Source organism: Pseudomonas sp. RGM2987, assembly GCF_022952855.1.
Classification (GTDB): Bacteria; Pseudomonadota; Gammaproteobacteria; order Pseudomonadales; family Pseudomonadaceae; genus Aquipseudomonas.
This window is the reverse complement of sequence record NZ_JALJDX010000136.1, coordinates 1-22,844: the sequence shown is the minus strand read 5'-3', so window position 1 is coordinate 22,844 and position 22,844 is coordinate 1. Positions and strand designations below refer to the sequence as shown.

Annotated in this window: 26 protein-coding genes; 17 read left to right on the top strand and 9 right to left on the bottom strand. The window is 60.6% G+C overall.

Going from position 1 to position 22,844, the window contains the following annotated elements; all coding sequences use genetic code 11:
• Positions 1-96 precede the first annotated feature (96 nt).
• The 6 genes from RGM2987_RS04450 (at position 97) to RGM2987_RS27520 (ending at position 5,075) form a co-directional block, all read left to right on the top strand.
• Positions 97-663 carry a phage tail assembly protein gene (locus RGM2987_RS04450; RefSeq protein ID WP_245138893.1) on the top strand — a complete coding sequence of 189 codons (567 nt, stop codon included), beginning with the start codon at positions 97-99 and terminating at the stop codon, positions 661-663.
• 128 nt (positions 664-791) lie between these two features.
• Positions 792-2,990, top strand: coding sequence for a phage tail tape measure protein (locus RGM2987_RS04445; protein ID WP_245138892.1), 2,199 nt, complete (start codon positions 792-794; stop codon positions 2,988-2,990).
• The gene (locus RGM2987_RS04440; RefSeq protein WP_245138891.1) at positions 2,990-3,373 is read left to right on the top strand and encodes a phage tail protein; all 384 of its coding nucleotides are present in this window, start codon (positions 2,990-2,992) and stop codon (positions 3,371-3,373) included. Before RGM2987_RS04445 ends, RGM2987_RS04440 begins: the two co-directional genes overlap by 1 nt.
• The gene (locus RGM2987_RS04435) at positions 3,366-3,578 is read left to right on the top strand and encodes a tail protein X (protein ID WP_245138890.1); all 213 of its coding nucleotides are present in this window, start codon (positions 3,366-3,368) and stop codon (positions 3,576-3,578) included. Before RGM2987_RS04440 ends, RGM2987_RS04435 begins: the two co-directional genes overlap by 8 nt.
• 9 nt (positions 3,579-3,587) lie before the next feature.
• Positions 3,588-4,604, top strand: coding sequence for a contractile injection system protein, VgrG/Pvc8 family (locus tag RGM2987_RS04430; protein ID WP_245138889.1), 1,017 nt, complete (start codon positions 3,588-3,590; stop codon positions 4,602-4,604).
• A 345-nt stretch (positions 4,605-4,949) separates the two neighbouring features.
• Positions 4,950-5,075 (top strand): hypothetical protein, encoded by a 126-nt coding sequence (locus RGM2987_RS27520; RefSeq protein WP_280639829.1) that lies wholly within the window; start codon positions 4,950-4,952, stop codon positions 5,073-5,075.
• Between the two features lie 623 nt (positions 5,076-5,698).
• Here RGM2987_RS27520 and RGM2987_RS04425 read toward each other — a convergent pair.
• Positions 5,699-6,460, bottom strand: coding sequence for a sialate O-acetylesterase (locus tag RGM2987_RS04425; RefSeq protein ID WP_245138888.1), 762 nt, complete (start codon positions 6,458-6,460; stop codon positions 5,699-5,701).
• A gap of 110 nt (positions 6,461-6,570) precedes the next feature.
• On the opposite strand from RGM2987_RS04425, the gene RGM2987_RS04420 reads away from it, so the two are divergent.
• The 5 genes from RGM2987_RS04420 (at position 6,571) to recX (ending at position 9,686) form a co-directional block, all read left to right on the top strand.
• Positions 6,571-6,996, top strand: coding sequence for a cell wall hydrolase (locus RGM2987_RS04420; protein ID WP_245138887.1), 426 nt, complete (start codon positions 6,571-6,573; stop codon positions 6,994-6,996).
• On the top strand, positions 6,993-7,502 hold the full coding sequence (locus tag RGM2987_RS04415; protein ID WP_245138886.1) for a lysis system i-spanin subunit Rz: 510 nt from the start codon (positions 6,993-6,995) through the stop codon (positions 7,500-7,502). Before RGM2987_RS04420 ends, RGM2987_RS04415 begins: the two co-directional genes overlap by 4 nt.
• Before the next feature lie 71 nt (positions 7,503-7,573).
• Positions 7,574-8,074: a CinA family protein gene (locus tag RGM2987_RS04410; protein WP_245138885.1), complete on the top strand. Its 501-nt coding sequence runs from the start codon at positions 7,574-7,576 to the stop codon at positions 8,072-8,074.
• Positions 8,075-8,157: 83 nt separating this feature from the next.
• Positions 8,158-9,210, top strand: coding sequence for a recombinase RecA (recA, locus tag RGM2987_RS04405; RefSeq protein ID WP_245138884.1), 1,053 nt, complete (start codon positions 8,158-8,160; stop codon positions 9,208-9,210).
• Positions 9,211-9,218: 8 nt separating this feature from the next.
• Entirely contained in the window at positions 9,219-9,686 is a 468-nt protein-coding gene (recX, locus tag RGM2987_RS04400) for a recombination regulator RecX (RefSeq protein WP_245138883.1), read from the top strand.
• 57 nt (positions 9,687-9,743) lie between these two features.
• Here recX and RGM2987_RS04395 read toward each other — a convergent pair whose 3' ends face one another.
• Positions 9,744-10,862: a TIGR00730 family Rossman fold protein gene (locus RGM2987_RS04395; RefSeq protein ID WP_245138882.1), complete on the bottom strand. Its 1,119-nt coding sequence runs from the start codon at positions 10,860-10,862 to the stop codon at positions 9,744-9,746.
• 462 nt (positions 10,863-11,324) lie between these two features.
• Here RGM2987_RS04395 and RGM2987_RS04390 point away from each other — a divergent pair, with 462 nt between their 5' ends.
• A complete protein-coding gene (locus RGM2987_RS04390) occupies positions 11,325-11,519 on the top strand; it encodes a hypothetical protein (RefSeq protein ID WP_245138881.1) in 195 nt (64 codons plus the stop codon).
• Here RGM2987_RS04390 and RGM2987_RS04385 read toward each other — a convergent pair whose 3' ends face one another.
• Positions 11,520-11,942: a quorum-sensing-regulated virulence factor family protein gene (locus tag RGM2987_RS04385; RefSeq protein WP_245138880.1), complete on the bottom strand. Its 423-nt coding sequence runs from the start codon at positions 11,940-11,942 to the stop codon at positions 11,520-11,522.
• A 181-nt stretch (positions 11,943-12,123) separates the two neighbouring features.
• Between RGM2987_RS04385 and RGM2987_RS04380 the strand changes: the two genes are divergently transcribed.
• The 3 genes from RGM2987_RS04380 (at position 12,124) to RGM2987_RS04370 (ending at position 14,171) form a co-directional block, all read left to right on the top strand.
• Entirely contained in the window at positions 12,124-12,873 is a 750-nt protein-coding gene (locus tag RGM2987_RS04380) for a tRNA-uridine aminocarboxypropyltransferase (RefSeq protein ID WP_245138879.1), read from the top strand.
• A 210-nt stretch (positions 12,874-13,083) separates the two neighbouring features.
• Positions 13,084-13,737, top strand: coding sequence for a response regulator transcription factor ErdR (gene erdR / locus RGM2987_RS04375; protein WP_245138878.1), 654 nt, complete (start codon positions 13,084-13,086; stop codon positions 13,735-13,737).
• Positions 13,738-13,808: 71 nt separating this feature from the next.
• Entirely contained in the window at positions 13,809-14,171 is a 363-nt protein-coding gene (locus RGM2987_RS04370) for a diacylglycerol kinase (protein ID WP_063322710.1), read from the top strand.
• Positions 14,172-14,175: 4 nt separating this feature from the next.
• Here the strand turns inward: RGM2987_RS04370 and RGM2987_RS04365 are convergent, their stop codons facing one another.
• Entirely contained in the window at positions 14,176-15,102 is a 927-nt protein-coding gene (locus tag RGM2987_RS04365; protein WP_245138877.1) for a LysR family transcriptional regulator, read from the bottom strand.
• A gap of 121 nt (positions 15,103-15,223) precedes the next feature.
• On the opposite strand from RGM2987_RS04365, the gene fpr reads away from it, so the two are divergent.
• Positions 15,224-16,003, top strand: coding sequence for a ferredoxin-NADP reductase (gene fpr / locus RGM2987_RS04360; protein WP_003198368.1), 780 nt, complete (start codon positions 15,224-15,226; stop codon positions 16,001-16,003).
• A gap of 238 nt (positions 16,004-16,241) precedes the next feature.
• On the opposite strand, the gene tsaA is transcribed toward fpr, so the two are convergent.
• From tsaA to rimO, 5 genes are all read right to left on the bottom strand, one after another.
• Entirely contained in the window at positions 16,242-16,940 is a 699-nt protein-coding gene (gene tsaA, locus RGM2987_RS04355) for a tRNA (N6-threonylcarbamoyladenosine(37)-N6)-methyltransferase TrmO (RefSeq protein WP_245138876.1), read from the bottom strand.
• 210 nt (positions 16,941-17,150) lie between these two features.
• Complete coding sequence (locus RGM2987_RS04350) at positions 17,151-17,612, bottom strand: DUF1456 family protein (protein ID WP_245138875.1); 462 nt, start codon at positions 17,610-17,612, stop codon at positions 17,151-17,153.
• 57 nt (positions 17,613-17,669) lie between these two features.
• Positions 17,670-18,380 (bottom strand): rRNA pseudouridine synthase, encoded by a 711-nt coding sequence (locus tag RGM2987_RS04345; protein ID WP_245138874.1) that lies wholly within the window; start codon positions 18,378-18,380, stop codon positions 17,670-17,672.
• A gap of 82 nt (positions 18,381-18,462) precedes the next feature.
• On the bottom strand, positions 18,463-18,936 hold the full coding sequence (locus RGM2987_RS04340) for a GNAT family N-acetyltransferase (RefSeq protein WP_245138873.1): 474 nt from the start codon (positions 18,934-18,936) through the stop codon (positions 18,463-18,465).
• Between the two features lie 259 nt (positions 18,937-19,195).
• Entirely contained in the window at positions 19,196-20,536 is a 1,341-nt protein-coding gene (gene rimO, locus RGM2987_RS04335; RefSeq protein WP_245138872.1) for a 30S ribosomal protein S12 methylthiotransferase RimO, read from the bottom strand.
• 275 nt (positions 20,537-20,811) lie between these two features.
• On the opposite strand from rimO, the gene RGM2987_RS04330 reads away from it, so the two are divergent.
• Positions 20,812-22,713: a potassium transporter Kup gene (locus RGM2987_RS04330; protein WP_245138871.1), complete on the top strand. Its 1,902-nt coding sequence runs from the start codon at positions 20,812-20,814 to the stop codon at positions 22,711-22,713.
• Positions 22,714-22,844 lie beyond the last annotated feature (131 nt).

The window sequence follows — 22,844 nt, the reverse complement described above, 5'->3', positions numbered from 1 at the left end:
GTCAGTGACATTGATGTTGGCTGACACACCGCATTCGCGAGCAAGCCCGCTCCCACAGGGGACGCGCTCACCACGATTATCCAAGGAACCCGATCCATGTCCTGGACACCCCCCATCCATATCCTGTTGTCGCCGATCACTGCCGACGATCAGTCGCAGATCGACCAGCTGCAACTCAAACCCCTTTTCTACGCGGCGCAGAAGGAGGCCCTGGCCCGCGCCGGTGATGACGAAGACGATCAGTTCTTCGAACTGGCCAGGTTGGCCACCGGCTTGTCGGTCAAGGAACTGGACCAGCTCAAGCGCCCGGACTACGTGAGCATCGCCCAGTACGTCCATGAGATGTCGAGCCGCCCGGCGTCGCACTTCCTGGACGACCCACAGGCTGACCCCGACCAGGTGCAGTTGCTGCAACCGATCAGCGTGGCAGGCCGCAGCGTGACGTCGCTGACCCTGGAAATGCCGGTGCTGCGGGCCACCAAGGCGATGAAAAAGCTGAAGACGGCCAAGGAACGCGCCGAGTTCATCACCGCCCATTGCACGGGCCTGATGATCCCCGATCTCGACCTGTTGAGCGTGCCCGACTGGACCCAGTTGCAGGTGCGTATCGACGATTTTTTAAACAAACCGGCGGACTTCTTTCGCAGCGCGACATCGAAGTGATCCTCGATGTAGTGCCGCTCATTTACCCAGTAAGTGAGGCGGAGATCCTGGAGTGGGACGCCGGCAAGGCATTGCGCCGTTACGACATCGCGATCACTCGCCTCGGCGTGAAACAGGAGTAAAGCGCAATGGCGGACGATAGATATTCGCTCAAGTACGCAGCCTTCGATCAGAGTGGCTTGGCGTTCGGTAACACTGGCCTCGGTCCGGCAGCAATGAGCGGCGCAATCGCCCAAGAGGCGGGCCTGTTCGGCGGGGACCCGCTGTCTGGCCTGGGGCTGGCGCTGAATAATGTCGGGCTCAAGCTCGGCCTGCTGACGACCGCGATCGAGGCGTTGACGTTGAAGCTCTCGACCCAACGATTGTTGTCCCAGACGACGTCCGCCGGGTCCAAGAGTGAAGCTGGCGCTGAGCAAAAAGACGCGGCTAAGACTTCTGGCTTTTTTGAACCGCCGGATCTGCTTAAACCTGCGATAGAAATGGATTCGGCCGTCGCCGATCTGAAACAGGCTACCCAATTCACCGCTCGCCAGAGCCAGGAAATGGCTCGGGACACACAGCACATCGCCAGTGCTGCGCTGGTGTCGGCCGGGGGGACCAAGGCGGTGGATCTGGTACGGATTGAAAGCCTGGCAGCCAGGGCCGGAATCGCCAGCGATCTGCCCGATGCCTCGGACCGCAAGTTCGAGTTGCTGCGCTTTGCCAGCGATGCGGGAGTGGTCGCCTCGGCGTTCAAGGTGCCGGCCATGGATGTCGCCGAGATGCTGGCCTCCTGGCGCACCTCGATGAAACTCGACGCTGCCCAGGCGTTTGATCTGGCGGATGCCACCAACCAACTGGGCAAGATTCCCGGTGGCGCGAAAGCGGCTGAGGTCGGCGCGGTACTGCAGCGTGATGGCGCCGCTGCGACGCAAGCAGGCCTGGCCCCGGCGCAAGCCGCCGCATTGACAGCGGCCTTGCTCAATACCGGTACGCAACAGGCCGAAGCCGGCATCGCGCTCGATAAATTCACCACAGCGTTGGGCAAGGGTGAGCAAGCCTCCGCCACCGAACAAACGGCCTGGAAGCAACTGGGCCTGGCGCCCGTTGCGATAGCCAATGGCTTGCGCGACAAGGACACCGCCCCTGGCACTGTGATGACGGTGCTGGCGGCACTGAACGCGCAACCGGCCGAAAAACGCTCGACGCTCGCCGCCACGCTGTTCAGCAACAGTGATGACGCCGTGCTGCGCATGGCACGCAAAATCAGTGATGTGAACGAAGCCTTCGGGCAGGTAAAAGATCCCGCCCAGTACGCCACTTCGCAGTTGAGCAACCAGGGTTCGGTCAGGCAGGACGCATTGGCGCTCTCGCAAACCCGGCAGGGTCAGCTCAACGCCATGAGTGCGCGCAGCGAGCGACTGTCGGTGGCTACGGGTGACGCCTTGGCGCCGTTGATGGACAGCTCGCTCAAGATGTCGGGCTCGCTGGTGGACGGCATGAGTGAGCTGGCCGAAACCTCACCCAAGGCCGCCGCCGCACTCGTGCTGGTGGCCGCCGCGATCAAGCCGCTGGCGAGCGCGTTGCTCAACGCTATCACGGACGAACTCGGCAGCCGGGTGGCCAAGCGCGTCCTGGGCGGTGTGGCGACGCGTCTGCCGGGGCGTTTGGGTGAGGTGATTTCCGAGGACGTCAGCAAGGGCAGGGCTACAGGCCGGCTGGGTCTCAGGGAGGCAAGCCCGCTCGAGCCAGCCAGCGTGGCGAAAGCCGAGGCGGGCGTGAGCGCCAGCGGTTCCCTGCGCGGTATCAGTGCTTCATTGCGCTCATTCACCCGAATGCTACCCGGAGGATTAGTGCTGGGTGCCGCCCCGCTGGTGGTCGAAGGCGCACTGAGCGGTGACGCCCGGATGTTCGGCGCAGGCCTGGGAGCGGCGGGGGGCGGTTGGGCGGGGGCAACGGGCGGAGCGAGGGTAGGGATGACCTTGGGCTCCTTTATCTCACCGGTTTTTGGCACGGCCCTCGGTGGAGCGCTTGGCGCGGTCATCGGCGGGCTGGGGGGAAGCTTGCTGGGCGGTGAGTCCGGTTCCTGGCTGGGGGAAAAACTGGCCGCGCCAGCCGACAAACTCGCCGCCCCGGACCAGGTCAGCAAGGACCTCACCAGCACCCAGACCAGCAACCAACAAAACACCATGACCGCCAACATCTACATCAACGGCCAGGACCAGGCCAGTGCCAGTCAGCTGGCCAACCTGGTCGTGCAGCAGATCGCAGGCCAATTCGGCCTGTCCACCACGCCCGACTCACTCGCCATGCGCAGTGACGCGGCCCTGACCGACGGAGCCACCTGATGCGCCAACAAATGGCACTCGGCAGTTTCATCTTTGGACTGTCCAGGGATTTCGCATACCACAGCCTGTCACGTACTTCAGACGGCGGCTGGAAGAGCATCGATATTCTCACCAGTAAACCCAAGTCCAGCCAGGTCGGCCAAGGCCTGCAAGGGCTGACCATCACCGGTAAGTCGATGTACGCGACAGCCATGGATCGCCTCGATGAGCTGCGCGCATTGCAGGCACTGCGTGCTCCCGTGCCGTTGATTGACGGCATTGGCCGCAACTGGGGCCTGTGGCAGATCAACAAGGTGTCGGAAACCCAGAGCGAGATCATCGATGATGGCACCGCGATGGTGGTCGGCTGGACGATTGAATTGACGGAGTTTGCCAATGCGTAGGGTTCGAAGCATCGCCGGTGATTCGGTGAATCTGTTGCTGTATCGCGAAATCGAGCGCTGTGACGATGCGGTCGAGGAGGCGCTCTGGCGCCTCAATCCGCAGCTGGCCGAATGGGGACCGGTGCTGCCGGCGGGCGTGCGGGTTGTCCTGCCGGAAGTGGAGCTCGAACCCGCCGCACCCAACCCCGTTTCAGCCTGGGATTAAGGAGGCCACATGTCTTTGGGTTTCACGCCTGCGGTGGAGATCTATGGCGCCAACGCGGCGCTGATCAATCAACGCTTGCTCAAATGGACGCACATCGATGCGGCGGGCATCGAGTCCGATCAACTGACGCTGGTCATCAACCTGGAAGGGCTGGAAGGCCTGCCCAGCCTGGAAGGCAAAATCGGCCTGCGGGTCGGCTACCTGGAGTCGGGGCTGGTGGATAAAGGCCAGTTTGTCATCACCCGGCGCACGCCGTCGTTGTTTCCGTTAACCCTCACGCTGGTCGCCATGGCGGCACCTTTCAGCGCGGCAGACCAGACCGGATTCAAGGAGCGCCGATCCGTCAGCCATGGACCGACGACGCTGGGGGCGCTGTTTCGCGAGTTGACCTCCAGGCACGGGTTTTCCCCGCGCGTTGCGCCTGAATTGTCGTTGATCAAGATCGAGCACATCGACCAGTCCAATGAAACAGACATGGGGTTCCTGACGCGGCTCGCTCACCGCTATGACGCGGTCGCCAAGCCGATCAACGAGTTGTACGTGCTGGCCCGACGCGGTCAGGCGAAATCGTTGTCGGGCAAGGTCCTGCCAGAAATAAAACTCTCGGTGACCACCAACAACCGTCCGGGCGACAGCGCCTTTATCTCGGCCAAATTCGATGAAACCGCCCGGGCTAAATACCAGGGCTGCAAGACCGCCTGGTGGGATGCGGTGAGCGGCATGTTGCGCGTCGAGGAAAGCAGCACCGCGCCGTTCAAGACCCTGCGCCAGCGCTTTCAGAGCGCCGACGATGCCCGCGCCGCTGGCGAAGGCGAAGTGCGCCGGATGCTGCGCGAATCCCTCAAGGTGACCATCGAGTGCCCTGGCAACCCGGGCCTGTCCGCCGAAGGCATCGTACTGCTGGACTCCAGCTGGCCAGACTTCATGCGCGGCCGCTGGTCCATCGACAAAGTCACCGCCAGCGGCGACCGGGCCACCAGCTACCGCTGCTCGATCCACGCCACTTGCCTGGATGCCAAGGCATAGCCCCCAAACGCTACTACCCCTGTGGGAGCGAGCCTGCTCGCGATGAGGTCAGCCCAGACAACATCGAATCCGTGGCGAGGGAGCTTGCTCCCGCTCGACTGCGCAGCAGTCGCATCACCTGAAGAAAAGCGGGGGCCTGCTTCGCAGGCCAGCGGGAGCAAGCTCCCTCGCCACAATTGACCTGCATCGACTCAAAAATCGGGAGCAACACCGATCTGATGTGGGAGCGGGTTTGCTCGCGAAGGGACCAGTAGCTTCAACATCGAAGTTGCCTGACCCACCGCTTTCCGCGAGCAAGCCCCACAGGGCCTCCATTGCACATTCAAACAATGCTGGAACCCCCTTATGAAGATGACGCCGGTCCTCACGCACTTGCGTGAGCAATGCCCCGCGCCCGCCCATCGCGTGGTCGCAGGCTTTGGCCTCGCCACGCTGCAAGCCGGTACTCCCCTGCAAACCCCCTGCGCCTAAGTTCTGCCTACCGCCGACGTGGCAAGCAAGAACATGGCGCAGAACGTCACGTTGCAAACGGTACGTGACGGTTTCGACACGGTGCTGGTGCTTGACGCCAGCGACGACGGCGCTGGACCTGCTGCATGACCTGCGGGCCGAACTGTGGCGGGCGCTGGTCACGGAAGCAGGAAAGAGGGTTGTTTTCAGTACTCTAACCCTGTCGCCTACCCTGATTGTTCTGGAGTCAATGATTTGCTTTGGACATTCAAGGGCACTACTGAAAGTATGTAAAAGGATTTAGGGGGCTGGTTGTTAATCGTTGGAACGCAGCCGCCGCAACCGGAGTTTGGCCAAGGCTTCTTGCTGACGGAATACATCCGAAGAATGTTATTGATTTAAAGGTCAAACGTTATTTCTAACTTTGGCCTACATGAGCATTTAAGGGCAGGGAAATGATCTATGTTCAGTATGGTGATGAGGAAAAGACGGTGGTTTCATGGTTTGCGAGTACCCCAAGCCGGAAAGAGCTGAGCGAAACTTGGGTGAGATTGAGATAATCGATCCCGCTACAAGGTGCATTACGAAGTACTCCCGGTTTTTATTCGGGCGGGTATGCCTAAGATTTCAGAGGTGCGGGTAGGTCAGCGTACTGACTTTAATGCCTCGGCAAACAGCTGCCCTAGCGCAATCTGACCTTGGGTGTCGTAGTGCAAATTGTCAGGGCCTTTAGTCAGGTTGTCGCAGTTGAACCATGTGTAGCCTGGCTCTTGAACCGACTCCTGCGCTTTGCGGACGGTTTCAATGAACGGGAACTGAGTGCTAGGGGCCGTCACCCTGCAAGCGGCGATAGGCAGATGCGGCTCGTTGAGGTCTGATCTCAGGGAGGAGAGAAGGGTCTTCAGGTTGCTTTCGTAGGAGTCGGCCATTTCCTGAGTCGCGCCGTCGCTCTCGCCCTGCATCCATAGAACTCCAGCGATCTTGATTGACCGAGTTCTCTTCGCTTCCTGGACGAGATCTAGGGTCTTTCCATACAGAGAGTCGCCGATATTCGGGTTCCATTCCTTGAATAGCGTTGTCGCGCCGGCGCTGACCTTGATGATTCCGAACTTGCCTGATCCCTTCATGCTCTGGGCGAAGGAAATTTCGGGCCCGAAACCCTTCACTTCAGAGACGCCAGGGGCAAGCGGCGCCCATTTTCCGGCCTTGAAGAAAAGTGCATTGTTTTGCGCGCGCTTCATCGGCCCTGGCAGTTTCTCGGCATCGGAACGCATGCCAACCATATTGCTTTGGCCGAGAAGCAAGTAGACGGGGAGCGGCGATTTACTCCTGGAGCTTTCCGCCTTGCTCTCGCCACCACCGGCGAAGGCCAACGCCACGAAAATTACTGCAAATCTGAACTTCATAGTCCATTTCCCTGAAAAAACGAAACCACCCTTTGCAGGGGGATCCAAAACGATTGGCCATTTTATATAGGTCCGCCATTGAGCGGGATTTTTTTGCCTGGAGAAAAGTTATGTCTATTTCCGAAAGGGATCGCGACATCCTTGCCCGCACCGTGTGGGCAGAAGCAAGAGGTGAAGGTTTTGCTGGCCAAATCGCCGTGGCGTGGGCGATCCGCAACCGTGTGGAGGATGGCCGGGAAAACTCCTGGTGGGGAGAAGGTTATGCCGACGTCTGCCAAAAGCCGTACCAGTTCAGCTGCTGGAACAAGAACGACCCGAACTATCCATTCCTGAGCGGTATACGTCAGATTCCATTCCGCGAGCTGGCGCAGTGCCGCATCGCGGCTGACCAGGTAATCGACGGGAGGGTCTCGGATCCCACCTGCGGCGCCACGCACTATTACGCGCTCAGCATACAGGTCGTGCCAGGGTGGGCAGCCAAGGCAAAGCAGACCCTGCTCTTGGGCCACCACATTTTTTTCAGCGACGTGCCGTGAATCCTTTGGGCGTGAAAACTTGGGCAATCGGTGTGCTGGTGCTCGTGCTGCTGGCCGTCGGCGTGACCTGGACGGTCCAGGACTGGCGCTACGGTGGGCAACTGGCGAAGCAGGCTAGCCTGCATCTTGCCGATCTGGACACGATCAGCAGCGCGGCCGCCACCAAGACCAAGGTTGAGCAGGACAAGCGCTTGGCCTTGGAGCAGCGGTTGTCGGCCAGCGAGCAAACCCACTACAAGGAACTGAGCGATGCTCAAAGCAATCAAGCTCGCCTGCGCGATCGTCTTGCCTCCGCTGATCTGCGGCTGTCAGTCCTCCTCGAGGATTCAGCCAGTTGCAATCCAGTGTCTGCCACCCCCGGCGCCAGCGGCGTGGTTCATGGAAAGGCGCGAGCCAAACTTGACCCGGCGCATGCTCAACGAATTATCGCCATCACCGACGAAGGCGACCGTGGACTGATCGCCTTGCAGGCTTGCCAGGCCTATATCAGAGCGTTGGGTCAGTAGTCCGAGGATCCTTGCAACCTTGGAGTGCTCGTGTACGGTAGGCCTCATTGCGTCGACATCAGGAGAAGGTCATGGGTGAGATTACCGAACTGGCGGCGGAACTGGGCCGGCGCCTGCAGTTGCTCAATGCCCATGTCACCACGGCCGAATCCTGCACCGGCGGCGGGATTGCCGAGGCGATCACCCGTATTCCCGGCAGCTCGGCCTGGTTCGAGGCCGGTTACGTCACCTATTCCAATCGCCAGAAGACCCAGCAGTTGAACGTGCCGCAAGAACTATTCGGGACGGTGGGGGCGGTCAGTCGCGAAGTGGTCGAGGCCATGGTGCGGGGCGCCCAGCAGCAAAGCCTGGCGCGTTATGCCGTGGCGGTCAGCGGCGTGGCCGGGCCGGACGGGGGCACGCCGAATAAACCGGTGGGCACCGTGTGGCTGGCCTGGGGCGTTGGCGAGACGGTCGTCAGCCAGCAGCGATTCTTTCCAGGCAACCGCGACGAGGTCCGCCGACAAACGGTGAAGGCCGCGCTAGAGGGGCTGTTACAACATGCCGCTGTAGAAATCTCAAATCAGGGGTAGGCGATCCTCAAACGCTGTGGAATAATACTGGCTACTTATACAGGTGTTGGCCGTCAGGCCTTATTGATTACGTGAGGACTTTAATGGACGACAACAAGAAGAAAGCCTTGGCTGCGGCCTTGGGTCAGATCGAACGTCAATTCGGCAAGGGTGCCGTAATGCGTATGGGCGATCAGGACCGTCAGGCTATTCCTTCCATCTCCACCGGTTCCCTGGGCCTGGACATTGCGCTTGGCATCGGCGGCCTGCCAAAAGGCCGTATTGTTGAAATCTACGGTCCTGAATCTTCCGGTAAAACCACACTGACCTTGTCCGTGATCGCCCAGGCTCAAAAAGCTGGCGCGACTTGCGCCTTCGTCGACGCCGAACACGCCCTGGACCCGGAATACGCCGGCAAGCTGGGCGTCAACGTCGACGACCTGTTGGTTTCCCAGCCGGACACCGGTGAGCAAGCCCTGGAAATCACCGACATGCTGGTGCGTTCCAATGCGGTTGACGTGATCATCGTCGACTCCGTGGCTGCACTGGTGCCAAAAGCTGAAATCGAAGGTGAAATGGGCGACATGCACGTGGGCCTCCAGGCTCGCCTGATGTCCCAGGCCCTGCGCAAAATCACCGGTAACATCAAGAACGCCAACTGCCTGGTGATCTTCATCAACCAGATCCGCATGAAGATCGGCGTGATGTTCGGTAGCCCCGAGACCACCACCGGTGGTAACGCGTTGAAGTTCTACGCCTCGGTTCGCCTGGACATTCGTCGTACCGGCGCGGTGAAGGAAGGTGATGAGGTGGTCGGCAGCGAAACCCGCGTCAAGGTCGTGAAGAACAAGGTGGCTTCGCCGTTCCGTCAGGCAGAGTTCCAGATTCTCTACGGCAAGGGCATCTACCTCAATGGCGAGATGATCGACCTGGGTGTGTTGCACGGCTTTGTCGAGAAATCCGGTGCCTGGTATGCCTACAACGGTACCAAGATCGGTCAGGGCAAGGCCAACTCGGCCAAGTTCCTGGCGGACAACCCGGAAGTTGCAGCAGCGCTCGAGAAGCAATTGCGTGACAAGCTGTTGAGCCCGGTTGCAGACGTCAAGGCACTGGCAAACCGTGAAACGGCTGATGATCTGGCTGACGCTGACATCTGATCGACTCAATGACCGCCGTACTCGACACCCTCGTCGCGGTGCGACGAACCGCAATGGACCTGCTCGCCAGGCGCGAGCACGGTCGAGTCGAGCTGACGCGTAAACTGCGTCAGCGCGGTGCTCCCGATGAGTTGATCGACCCGGCCCTCGACCGTTTGACCGAAGAGGGCCTGCTGTCGGAAACCCGCTACCTGGAAAGCTTTGTCTCCTATCGCGCCCGATCCGGTTACGGACCGTTGCGCATTCGCGAAGAACTGGGCCAGCGCGGGTTGCAACGCCCGGATATCGAACTCGCATTGCGCGAAAGCGGTATTGACTGGCAGGCGCAGCTTACCGATACCTGGCGTCGAAAGTTCTCGGGGCATCTGCCCATCGATGCACGGGAACGAGCCAAGCAGGGGCGTTTCCTGGCGTATCGAGGGTACTCCATGGAAATGATCAACCGCTTGTTCAGCGGTCGCGGCACGGACGATTGAAGCAAAACGGCCCGCTATTTCGATAGCGGGCCGTTTTTTTTGCCTCAAGTTTTTGCCTCAGGTCACCTTGATCGGCTCCCAGGTGAGGGGCCGGACTTCCTGGGTCGGCTCGGCCCAGTTTTCCGGCAGGTTGATGTAGTCCACCAATTCCCTCAAGCGGCCGTGATCCCGGGCGTTGAAGGTAAACGCCAGTCGGGTCAGATGACTGAACCGGGCTTCGTCGCGGTCATCGTCGCTGTAGTCGTGCTGATGAAAACAGTCATTCAGGCACAGGTCGGCAAAGTCCGCCTGCATCAGGTGCATGGCCTGTTCGCTGAGCTTGTGATTCATGCGAATCACGAATTGATGCTTGAGCCAACGACTGGAGTGGAAGTTAAGGTAGAACCGGTTGATTTCCTCTACGGCGTCTTCGGCGTTGTGCACCAGGCGCATCAGCTTCAGGTCGGTGGGCAGGATGTAGCGATTCTCCTCCAGTTGCTCACGGATGAAATCCAGGGCGCCTTGCCAGAATCTTCCCCCCGGCACATCAAGCAGGACCACCGGCACCAGCGGGCTTTTGCCGGTCTGCACCAGGGTCAGGACTTCCAGCGCCTCGTCAAGGGTGCCGAAGCCACCCGGGCAGAGCACCAGGGCGTCGGCCTCCTTGACGAAAAACAGTTTGCGGGTGAAGAAAAAGTGGAATGGCAACAGGTTCGGCGTGCCCTCGACGGTCGGGTTGGCATGTTGTTCGAAGGGCAGGGTGATATTGAAGCCCAGACTGTGGTCTCGGCCTGCGCCTTCATGGGCCGCGGCCATGATGCCGCCGCCGGCACCCGTGATGACCATCATGTCCGAACGGGCCAGCGCTGCGCCGAGTTCGCGGGCCATGCCATACAGCGGATGTTCGATAGGGGTTCGGGCGGAGCCAAAGACGGTCACCTTGCGCCGCCCCTTGAACTGTTCGAGCGTGCGAAATGCATGCTCCAGCTCGCGCAAAGCCTGGAGGGTGATCTTGGCGTTCCAGCGGTTGTGATCCTCTTGGGCCATGCGCAACACGGTCAGGATCATGTCGCGGTAGATGGGCAGGTTCGGGCTGTTGGGTGATACCAGGTTGAGTTGCTCTTCGACCTTGTGGATAAGGTCGTGGCCATGGCTCTCAAAATGACGGCTGAGCAGATCATTCGGTTTGTAAGGCATGCAGCTTCTCCTTCTTGACAGGACCCCCGCCCCGGACGAGACATTCGTCAGGGCCACGACATTCCCTATGTCGCTGTCGGCCCAGGCTCGGTGCCCGGACGTTGACCTGGCTCGACGCGGTCTGCCCAGGGCGACCCAGTCATCCAGCAGGTCCTGCGTTTCCCTTGGATTTAAAACAATTACACGGCAAGGCGTAGCAGGGCAGCCTAATTCTGTCCGGTCAAAAGAGATACCTCTGAATCTAGACCCTCGTGCCGATCTTCGCAGCCCTGATCATGGCGCCCAAAAGTAAACATTGGCAATCGCCGGATAATGACTGTGGAAGACCCGTACCGCTCGTCTGATTGCCGACCGGCTGGGTAGCGCTCTGATTTACTGATTAACAAGCGTGCCGATGTTTTGGCGCCTTGAGCCAGGTGGCACGCGACGGATTGAAGCGGATCGGGCATGGAGGCGGGAGAGATGAGCAGGGTGACTCTTGAACTCGACAGGCAGCTGTACCTGGCGCTGCTGGAATCGGCCCAGGCCAATCGGGTGAGTCTGGAAGAAGAATGTTGCCGCCGACTGGAAGGGCGGACATGGCGCTCGCGCTATCTACAGGCGCTGGTGGCAGAACTGCGCGCCGACGATGAGCAGCGACGCGCACGCTCGGGTTGATTACTTCTTAGTCTTGGCCGGTTTCGGGCAATCCGATTCCTGGAAGCGCTCGGTTGCGACCGGACGGTTGGTCTTAACTTCTGTGAATTCGTAGCGCATCGTCGCGCCCTTTGCCATCAGCTTGCGGAAGCCCGGGTTGGTGCAAACCGTGGAGCCCAGCTGGAAATACACGGCCTTGGGGTCGGCACGCATTTTTTGCGCATGGCTGCTTTGCACGCTGAGGTGGTTGATCAGCTCGGTGCCTTCAACGGTATAACCCTGGTCGAGAATGTCTTCGTTGATCGCCCGCGGCGTACCGACGCTGCTTTCCCTGGCGACGTTCTGCAGCATCTTGTTCAGTTCGAGTTCTTTCAGCGAGGCAGCCTGAGCGCTGATGGACGTTGCCAGCAGCACGGCAACGGTAGGGACGATAAGGCGCAGCATGAAACTCTCCTGGTTCAGTGACAGGTGGTTCGACCGATCACATGACTGTGCGTTCAGTGGCCGGGAATTATAGGGGAGCCCGGTTGCACGGTACAGGCTTGCGCGCTCTGGTAGACTGCCCGGCTTTGTTGCCCTGCCGAGTGTTGTTCGTGTCGAGTTTTCCTGTCTGTCGGCGTCGCCCATGAATCAGCATGCCCCGAATGCCGTAGCCCGTCTGCGCGACCAGCGCGTTGATGAAGGTATCAAGCCACTCCAGGCCCGTGGCTGGCGCGCGCCCCGTTGTAGCGCTTGCCGAGTGATCGAGAGTCATTGCCTGTGCGCCTGGCGTCCAAGCGTCGAGACCCGTTCCGGGGTTTGCCTGATCATGACCAATAAGGAAGTGTTCAAGCCGAGCAACACCGGTTGGCTGATCGCCGACGTGGTTCGTGACAACCATGCGTTCATCTGGTCGCGCACTGAAGTCGACCCGCAACTGCTGGCGTTGCTCAATGATCCGCAATGGCAGCCGTACCTGGTATTTCCTGGCGAATACGTCGAGCCGTCGCGAGTGACCCACACGGTCGACTTCGATCGGTCCAAGAGCCCGCTGTTCATCCTGCTGGACGCGACCTGGACCGAGGCGCGGAAGATGTTCCGTAAAAGCCCATACTTCGACCGGCTGCCGATCCTGAGCCTGTTGCCAGACAAACTGTCGCGTTATCGCTTGCGCCGGTCGACCCGCAGCGAGCACTTGTGCACCGCCGAAGTGGCGGCGTTGTGCCTGGAGCTGGCGGGTGACAGCGACGCAGCATCCGCCCTGGACGCCTATTTTGATGTGTTCAGCCAGCATTACCTGGGCGCCAAGCGCCAACAGGACGTGAATCTAACGACCCCCGCCCACGCCGAGTTGCAGGCCTTTATCGGCACGTCGCAAACGATCTTGGCCCAATAGTGGCCCATACTGGATACAGGAGCGGCCGTGCTGCTTGACCACCCCGGCTTCGCTGGGCATGCTGGGCGCCGCCCCGGGGCAGCTCACGGTTGAAACGCCGTGTCTGGCGTTGGACGTGCCCTGTAGATGCTGCGGCGAGTAGTGTCTTGAGTTGTCTTGGCTTGATCCGAATGCATCGGGCCTGCCATCAAAAACAGGATCATTTAAACAATGGCCACATACGAAATCCTGATTGCCGATGACCACCCGCTCTTTCGCAGCGCGTTGCGTCAGGCAGTGACCCTGGGCCTTGGCCCGGATGTCCGGTTGACGGAGGTGGCCAGTATCGCGGAACTGGAGGTCCGGCTCACCGAAAAGGCGGATTGGGACCTGGTGCTGCTGGATCTGAACATGCCCGGCGCCTATGGTTTTTCAGGATTGGTGCTGTTGCGCGGCCAATACCCGCAGATCCCGGTGGTGATGGTCTCGGCCCAGGAAGAGGCCTCGGTGATGGTCAAGGCGCGTGAATTCGGTGCCAGTGGCTTCATCCCCAAATCCAGTTCCCTTGAGATGATCCAGCAGGCCGTCAAGGCCGTTCTGGATGGCGATGTAAGCTGGCCGCCCCAGGCGTTCGAAGCCGTGAGCGTCTCCGAAGAAGCCAAGGCCGCCAGCGAAGGGCTCGCCAGTCTCACACCGCAGCAGTTCCGGGTGTTGACCATGGTCTGCGAGGGCTTGTTGAACAAGCAGATCGCCTATGAGTTGAACGTGTCGGAGGCCACTATCAAGGCCCATGTGACCGCGATTTTCCGCAAACTGAATGTACGTACGCGAACCCAGGCAGCCTTGTTGCTGCAACAACTTGAGTCAATTTCACCGCAGACTTGATGCGCGTGTTCACGCTTTTTTGACCGGATTTGAATTAGCTTCTCCACTCCTTTTTGATCAGTGCCCAGCCTATGTCACCTTTCAAAGGCCAAACCGGCCTTAAACGCATCCTCAACGCCTCTGGCTATTCCCTGGACGGGCTGCGCGCGGCTTTCGTCGGCGAGGCGGCTTTCCGTCAGTTGGTGCTGCTCAACGTCGTGTTGATCCCGTTGTCGTTCTTCCTCAACGTCAGCCGTGTCGAGCAGGCGCTGTTGATTGCGGTCTGCCTGTTGGCATTGATCGTGGAGTTGCTCAACTCGGCAGTGGAGGCGGCCATCGACCGTATCTCCCTGGAGCTGCACCCACTGTCGAAGAACGCGAAGGACATGGGCAGTGCGGCCCAACTCGTTGCCCTGACGATGATTGCCCTGGTCTGGGGGGTAGTCCTGCTCTGATCGCTCAGGCTATGGCCGGCAGCACGATTTCATCGCTGCGCTGGGCCCCGGCCGTGAAAGCCCGACACAGCTCGAGAAATTCGCGCATGGCCGAGGTCTGGTATTTCTGCTTGTGCCAGATGAAATAGAACTGCCGCGCCAGGTCCATGTCCGGGGTTTCCACCGGAACAAGGCTGCCGCGGCGGAAGGCATCGCGCAGGGCCAGGCGTGAGATGCAACCGATCCCCAGGCCCGACTCCACGGCCCGCTTGATGGCTTCGGTGTGCTCCAGTTCCAGGCGGATATTCAACGCGCTGCGATGATGACGCATCGCCTGGTCGAAGGTCAGTCGGGTGCCGGAACCCTGTTCCCGCAGAATCCACGCTTCCTGGGTCAACTGCGCCATGGTCGCCTGACCGCGCTTGGCCAGTGGGTGCTGGGGCGCGCAGAACACCACCAGTTCGTCCTCCACCCAGCTCTGCACTTCGATGTCCGGATGGCTGCAATCGCCCTCGATCAGACCCAGGTCAATTTCATAATGAGCCACTTGGTGCACGATATTGGCGGTGTTCTGTACATGCAGCTTCACCTGGCTTTCCGGATGACGTTGCATGAAGCCACCGATTAGCAGGGTCGCCAGGTAATTGCCGATGGTCAGCGTGGCGCCAACCGCCAGCGAGCCGAAACCGGACTTGCCGTTGAGCAGGTCTTCGATCTCCTTGGCTTGGTCCAGCAGCGCCACCGCCTGGGGCAACAGCTGTTTGCCCAAGGCATTGAGACTCAGACGCTTGCCGGCGCGGTCGAACAGCTGGCAGCTCGATTGGCGCTCCAGCTCGGTGATGGAGGTGCTGGCAGCCGACTGCGACAGGTTGAGCAGGCCCGCAGCACGGGAAACGCTCTCTTGCTGGGCGACGGCGACGAAGACTTGCAGTTGACGGAGAGTAAATCGCATATCGATATAACCGATAACCCTTATCTTAATAATCCAGTTAACAGATATTGTCGCCGCCATTAGAATGCGCTGCAATTGCGCAGATTAACGGCGCAGGCATCATTCCCAGGAGTCCCCGTACATGAGCAACATGAACCACGAGCGTGTCCTCAGTGTTCATCACTGGAACGACACTCTGTTCAGCTTCAAGTGCACCCGTGATCCGGGCCTGCGCTTCGAGAACGGTCAGTTCGTGATGATCGGCCTGCAACAGCCCAATGGCCGCCCGCTTATGCGCGCTTACTCGATCGCCAGCCCGAACTGGGAAGAGCATCTCGAATTCTTCAGCATCAAGGTCCCTGATGGTCCGCTGACTTCCCAGTTGCAGCACCTGAAGGAAGGCGACGAGATCATCATCAGCAAGAAACCCACCGGCACCCTGGTGCTGGACGATCTCAAGCCTGGCAAGCATTTGTACCTGCTCAGCACCGGCACCGGCCTGGCGCCGTTCATGAGTGTCATCCAGGATCCGGAAACCTACGAGCGTTTCGAGAAAGTGATCCTGTGCCACGGCGTGCGCTACGTCAATGAGGTCGCCTACCGCGAGTTCATCACCGAGCACCTGCCGCAGAACGAGTTCTTCGGCGAAGCCCTGCGTGAAAAACTGATCTACTACCCGACCGTGACCCGCGAGCCGTTCGAGAATGAAGGCCGCCTGACCGATCTGATGCGCAGCGGCAAGCTGTTCCGCGACATCGGCCTGCCACCGATCAACCCGCAGGACGACCGCGCCATGCTGTGCGGCAGCCCGAGCATGCTCGACGAGACCAGCGAAGTGCTTAACAGCTTCGGCCTGACCGTTTCCCCGCGTATGCGTGAGCCGGGTGATTACCTGATCGAACGCGCGTTTGTAGAGAAGTAAGCTTGCGGTGACCGGTTTGTAGTGGGCTGCCAGCCAACATAATCATCGGATGTTGGACCGCCTTCGCGAGCAAGCCCGCTCCCACATTGATTTCCTTTGAACACGAATTCAGCGTTCACCAGAGATCCAGTGTGGGAGCGGGCTTGCTCGCGAAGAAGGCGCCTCGGTCCACCGGTTGTCCCATAAAAAAGCCCGTGCTACCTGATAAAGGCAGCGCGGGCTTTTTCGTTTCCGGCGCTCAGGATTTGGCTGGCACCACTTCCAACACCCGGATCAACCCCGCCTGCGGGTAATGCCACCGAACGTCCAGGTCCCAGAACTGCGCGCCATATTCCCGTTCGACGGTAGGAATTTGGTACGCCGGGCGTGGGTCTTGGGCCAGGCACTGTTCAATCAGCTCCATCAGGGGCTCTCCCAGTCGCTTGGCGTGCTCGCACGCTTGAAGCAGGGCAGTGTCCGCCCATTGCACCGCAATCAATTCAGGCGCGGCGCTGGCGATGGTGTTGGACGCCGAGCCGATGATGTCGGCGTAGGGCACGTAGGGCTTGATGTCCAGCACCGGCGTGCCGTCCAGCAGGTCGATGCCGGAGATCCACAACCGCCCGGCTTCGACCTGGTCCAGCTTCACCACCGACTGACCAATGCCATTGGGGCGGTGGGTGGCGCGGGTGGCGAACACGCCCATGGATTTGTTGCCACCCAGTCGCGGCGGCCGCACTTTCAACCGTGGCTTGTCTTCCAGCGCCTGGTGAAACAGGAACAACAGCCAGACATGGCTGACCTGCTCCAGGCCCTGCACCGCCTCACCCTGATCGAACGGCGCCACCAATTCCAGTACACCGCGTGCAGCCGGGGCCAGTTGCGGTTGGCGCGGAATGGCGAACTTCTCCTTGAAGCAGGAGCGGACGAAGCCGATGGGGGAGACGTTATAGGTCATGGATTGGGATCGGGGCGAGGAGGGAAGGGGCATGATAACGCGAGAGGCAGGTCCGACATCGACCCTGTGGCGAGGGGGCTTGCTCCCGCTGGGACGGTCCGACGCCTCGGGCGAAGCGGCCCCCCTGGTTTTGTCTGACACACCGCAAGGGGGACGCTGCACGTCCAGCGGGAGCAAGCTCCCTCGCCACAGGAACTCTGGAAACCGAAATCAGCCGCGAATGCGCAGCGTCAGGCCCTTGAGGAAGTTGCGCAGCAGCTGGTCGCCGCAGGGGCGGTAGTTGGTGTGGCCGAACTTGCGGAACAATGCGCTCAGTTCCGGCTTGGACACCGGGAACTCGGCGGCCTTGAGAATCGCGTGCATGTCGTCTTCCTTCAGCTCGAAGGCCACCCGCAGTTTCTTGAGGATGATGTTGTTGGTCACCGGCACTTCGATGGGCTGCGGCGGACGGCTTTCATCCTTGCCACGCTTGAAGATCACCAGGCCATCGAGAAAGTGCGCCATGACTTCGTCGGGGCAGAACACGAAACCTTCTTCCTCATCTTTCTTGAGGTAGCCCGCCAGGTCGGTCAAGGAGACATCCAGGCCGCCAAGCTTGATGATCTCGATGACTTTCTTGTCGCTGATGTCGAGCATGTAGCGCACGCTGCGCAGTACGTCGTTGTGAATCATGTGTGCAATCCTGATCAATCTGCAATGGGCGCCCCAACTGGGCGGGGCACCGGAAAATTAGAATTTCTCTTTGGCGGACAGGTAGCGCCACTGGCCCAGTGGCACCTTGCCGATGGACACCCCGCCGATGCGGATGCGGCGGATGGCAACCACTTTGAGGCCGACCGCCTGGCAGAGCAGCGCGAGGATGCCCGGCTGCGGATTCTTCATGGCGAAGCGCAGGCGGTTCTCGTTCTGCCAGCTGGCCTTGACCGCCGGCAGTTCCTTGCCTTTGTAGGTCAGGCCATGGTTCAGGCGATTGAGGCCATGGGCGACCATCTCCCCCTCGACTTCCACCACGTATTCCTGCTCGATCTTGGCCGCGTCGGCGGTGAGCTTGCGCAAGATCTTCCAGTCCTGGGTGAACACCAGCAGTCCGCTGGCATTGGCCTGCAGGTCGGCGCTGGCGGTCAGGCGCAGGAAATGGCCCTTGAGTGGTCGTTTGCTGAAACGATGCTCTTCGCTCAAGGTCTGCGGGCCGAGGGAGGCCATGGCAGTGTCTACATCCATGCCCGCCGGGACGTTCAGCAGGAGGGTCACCGGCTCCGGCGCGGTGGCCTTGGCCTCGGGGTCGAGTTCGACTTTCTGGGTGGTGACCTTGAACTGCGGCTCATCGATCACTTCGCCATCGACCGTGACCCAGCCGCCCTCAATGAACAGCTCAGCCTCCCGACGGGAGCAGCCGACCAGTTCGATGAGGCGTTTGGAGAGGCGAATCGGGTCAGTCATGACAGTGCCGTAACAAAAAGAGGGTGGGCATTGTACCTGCCTGGCGCCGGTTAATCGCGGGTCCATTTGCGTTGTGTGGCTTTTAGCCGCGCCGGGCCTTCAGGTCAGGTTGTTTGTAACGCATGTGCAGCAACGGGTAAGGCTGGTTCATGCCATCGTGCGCCGAACGGCCGACCACCTCGAAGCCTTGCTTGAGGTAAAAGCCCAGCGCCTGCGGGTTCTGTTCGTTGACGTCCAGTTCATCGGCGTTCAGGTGTTCCATGGCGTAGTGCAGCAGTTGCTTGCCCAGGCCCTGGCCCCGGTGTTGCGGGTCGATGAACAGCATCTCGATCTTGCCGGCGGCCACCCCGGCAAAACCGGTGATGCGCTGGCGCGCGTCCCGGGTGCAGATGAGCATCACCGCGTCCAGGTAGCGGGTGAGCACCAGGTTTTTCAGCAGTTCGATGTAGCTGTCCGGCAGGAAGTCGTGGGTCGCGCGCACCGACGCCTCCCACACTTCGGTCAGTTCCGGATAGTCGTTCGGTTTCGGTGTATGGATGACCGAATGCTGGCGCATGCCCGCCTGTTCCTTGTGCTGGAGGCCCGGGGTTTCTCCATACGATAGCCGTAAAAAAGCCCCGCATCTTGTCGCAAGGCAGGGCTTTTTGGTTTTTTCGAAGCAGGCGAAACAATGACGGTAGATGCGGACCTGTGGCGAGGGGATTTATCCCCGCTGGGCTGCTAAGCAGCCCCAAGGCACATGAGGGACGCTTCGCGTCCAACGGGGATAAATCCCCTCGCCACAAAAGCCCCCTAGGCTTGAGTCCAAGCCTGGATCAGCCGATCTGCTCAGCCCACAAATCGTATTCGTCAGCATCGGTCACTTTGCACCAGACCTTGTCGCCCGGCTTGAGGTTGCTGCCGTTGTCGATGAACACGTTGCCGTCGATTTCCGGGGCGTCGAAGAAGCAGCGGCCCACGGCGCCTTGTTCGTCCACTTCGTCCACCAGCACTTCGATTTCACGGCCAATGCGCATTTGCAGGCGGGCCGAGCTGATGGCCTGCTGGTGCGCCATGAAGCGCTCCCAACGGTCCTGCTTGACGTCGTCCGGTACCACATCCAGGTTCAGGTCGTTGGCCGGTGCGCCTTCGACCGGGGAGTACTGGAAGCAACCGACGCGGTCGAGCTGGGCTTCGGTCAACCAGTCCAGCAGGTACTGGAAGTCTTCTTCGGTTTCACCTGGGAAGCCAACGATGAACGTCGAGCGGATGATCAGGTCCGGGCAGATCTCGCGCCAGTTCTTGATACGAGCCAGGGTCTTGTCTTCGAACGCCGGGCGTTTCATCGCCTTGAGGACTTTCGGGCTGGCGTGCTGGAACGGGATGTCCAGGTACGGCAGGATCTTGCCGGCGGCCATCAGCGGGATCAGCTCGTCGACATGCGGGTACGGGTAGACGTAATGCAGGCGGACCCAGACGCCGAGAGTGCTGAGGGCTTCGCACAGTTCGGTCATGCGGGTTTTCACCGGCGCGCCGTTCCAGAAGCCGGTGCGATATTTCACGTCGACACCGTAGGCGCTGGTGTCCTGGGAAATCACCAGCAGTTCCTTGACGCCGGACTTGACCAGGCGCTGGGCCTCGTCGAGCACGTCGCCCACCGGACGGCTGACCAGTTTGCCGCGCATCGACGGGATGATGCAGAAGCTGCAGCTGTGGTTGCAACCCTCGGAAATCTTCAGGTAGGCGTAGTGACGCGGGGTCAGCTTGATACCTTGCGGCGGCACCAGGTCGATCAGCGGGTTGTGGTCCTGACGCGGTGGAACCACCTCGTGCACGGCGTTGACCACCTGCTCGTACTGCTGCGGACCGGTCACGGCCAGCACGCTGGGGTGCACGTTGCGGATGTTGCCCTCTTCCACGCCCATGCAGCCGGTGACGATGACCTTGCCGTTTTCCTTGATGGCTTCGCCAATCACTTCCAGGGACTCGGCCTTGGCCGAATCGATGAAACCACAGGTGTTGACCACCACCACGTCGGCGTCCTGATACGTGGAGACGACGTCATAGCCTTCCATGCGCAGCTGGGTCAGGATGCGCTCGGAGTCGACCAGAGCCTTCGGGCAACCCAGGGATACGAAGCCGACCTTCGGGTTGGCTGGCGCGGTAGTGGTGGACATGTCTAACCTCGGTGTAGGGGGATCGTCTCATGCCGAGACAGGGCGCCTGACGCGCCTCTGATCAAAAAGTGCGCAATTCTAGCGGTGGCCGAGGCACTTGACCAGCTTTATACGGGGAAAAACGACGAGTGCTGCGCTATGCTTCGCGCCTTTGGGTTCTGACGATTTCCACATTCAAGAAAACGTCTGTAACAATCAGTAAAACAGCGCATGCTGCGTCTACAAAAGCATAGTGCTTCGTTGAAGAAGACAGGTCTGGGAATCAGGAGTGTTGGATGGGTCATGCAAGTAGTCAGGCGGCAGGTGCCGAGCATTCGGCAGCAAAACCGCTGAGCATGCTGGTCGCGGCGGTCGGGGTGGTTTATGGCGACATCGGCACGAGCCCGTTGTACACCCTTAAAGAAGTGTTTTCCGGAGCCTATGGCGTGCCCGTCAACCACGATGGGGTGCTGGGGATCCTGTCGCTGATTTTCTGGTCGCTGATATGGGTCGTGTCGATCAAGTACATGATGTTCGTCCTGCGCGCCGACAACCAAGGCGAAGGCGGGATCATGGCGCTCACGGCCCTGGCCCGACGGGCGGCCGGGGGGAGAGCGCGGCTGCGGTCCTTCCTGGTAGTCTGCGGCCTGATCGGCGCGGCGCTGTTCTATGGCGACAGCATGATCACCCCGGCGATCTCCGTGCTCTCGGCCATCGAGGGCCTGGAGTTGGCGTTCGACGGCATCGACCATTGGGTGGTGCCGCTGTCGCTGGTGGTGCTGGTGGCGTTGTTCCTGATCCAGCGCCACGGCACCGCGCGGATCGGCATTCTGTTCGGGCCGATCATGGTCACCTGGTTTCTGGTGCTCGGCGCCCTTGGCGTCTACGGCATCATCCAGCACCCGGAAGTGTTGCAGGCGGTGAACCCGGCCTGGGCCGTGCGGTTCTTTGTCGTACATCCGGGCATGGGTGTGGCGATCCTCGGCGCTGTGGTCCTGGCGTTGACCGGCGCCGAAGCGCTGTACGCCGACATGGGGCACTTTGGGCGCAAGCCGATTGCCCGCGCCTGGTTCATCCTGGTTCTGCCAGGGCTGATGCTCAACTATTTCGGCCAGGGCGCACTGCTGCTGGGCGATCCGGAGGCGGCGCGCAACCCGTTCTATCTGCTGGCACCGAGCTGGGCGCTGATCCCGCTGGTGGGCTTGTCGACCCTGGCGACGGTGATCGCCTCGCAAGCGGTGATTTCCGGGGCGTTCTCCTTGACGCGCCAGGCGATCCAGCTGGGGTACATCCCGCGCATGTACATCCAGCACACGTCCAGCGCCGAGCAGGGGCAGATCTACATCGGTGCGGTGAACTGGTCGCTGATGGTGGGCGTGGTGCTGCTGGTGCTGGGTTTCGAATCCTCCGGCGCGCTGGCTTCGGCCTATGGCGTAGCAGTCACCGGCACCATGTTGATGACCACGATTCTGGTGTCGGCGGTGATACTGCTGCTGTGGAAGTGGCCACCGCTGCTGGCGGTACCGTTGTTGTTCGGTTTTCTGTTGGTGGACGGCCTGTACTTCGCCGCCAACGTGCCGAAGATCATCCAGGGTGGTGCGTTCCCAGTCATCGCCGGTATCGCCTTGTTCGTGCTGATGACCACCTGGAAGCGTGGCAAGCAGATCCTGGTCGAGCGGCTGGACGAAGGCGCGTTGCCGCTGCCGATTTTCATCAGCAGCATCCGCGTGCAGCCACCCCATCGCGTGCAGGGCACCGCAGTGTTCCTGACAGCGCGCTCGGACGCGGTGCCCCATGCGCTGTTGCACAATCTGTTGCATAACCAGGTGCTGCACGAGCAGGTGGTGTTGCTGACGGTGGTGTACGAAGACATTCCCCGCGTCCCGCCGCAACGCCGCTTCGAGGTCGATGCCTATGGCGAGGGGTTCTTCCGGGTGATCCTGCACTTCGGCTTCACCGATGAGCCGGACGTCCCGCAGGCCCTCAAGCTCTGCCACCTGGATGATCTGGACTTCAGCCCGATGCGCACCACCTACTTCCTCAGTCGCGAAACGATCATCGCCTCCAAGCTCGAGGGCATGGCCCGCTGGCGCGAGCTGCTATTCGCCTTCCTGCTGAAGAATGCCAACGGCAACCTGCGCTTTTTCAATCTGCCGCTGAACCGGGTGATTGAGTTGGGGACGCAGGTCGAGATGTAGACACTCGATCGACAAAAGCCCCCGTTGCCTTGCGGCAGCGGGGGCTTTTTTATGAGCGCTGTAACGAACTGCTTTATCCAGGACAAGACTGTACTTTTGTGGCGAGGGGATTTATCCCCGTTGGGTTGCGA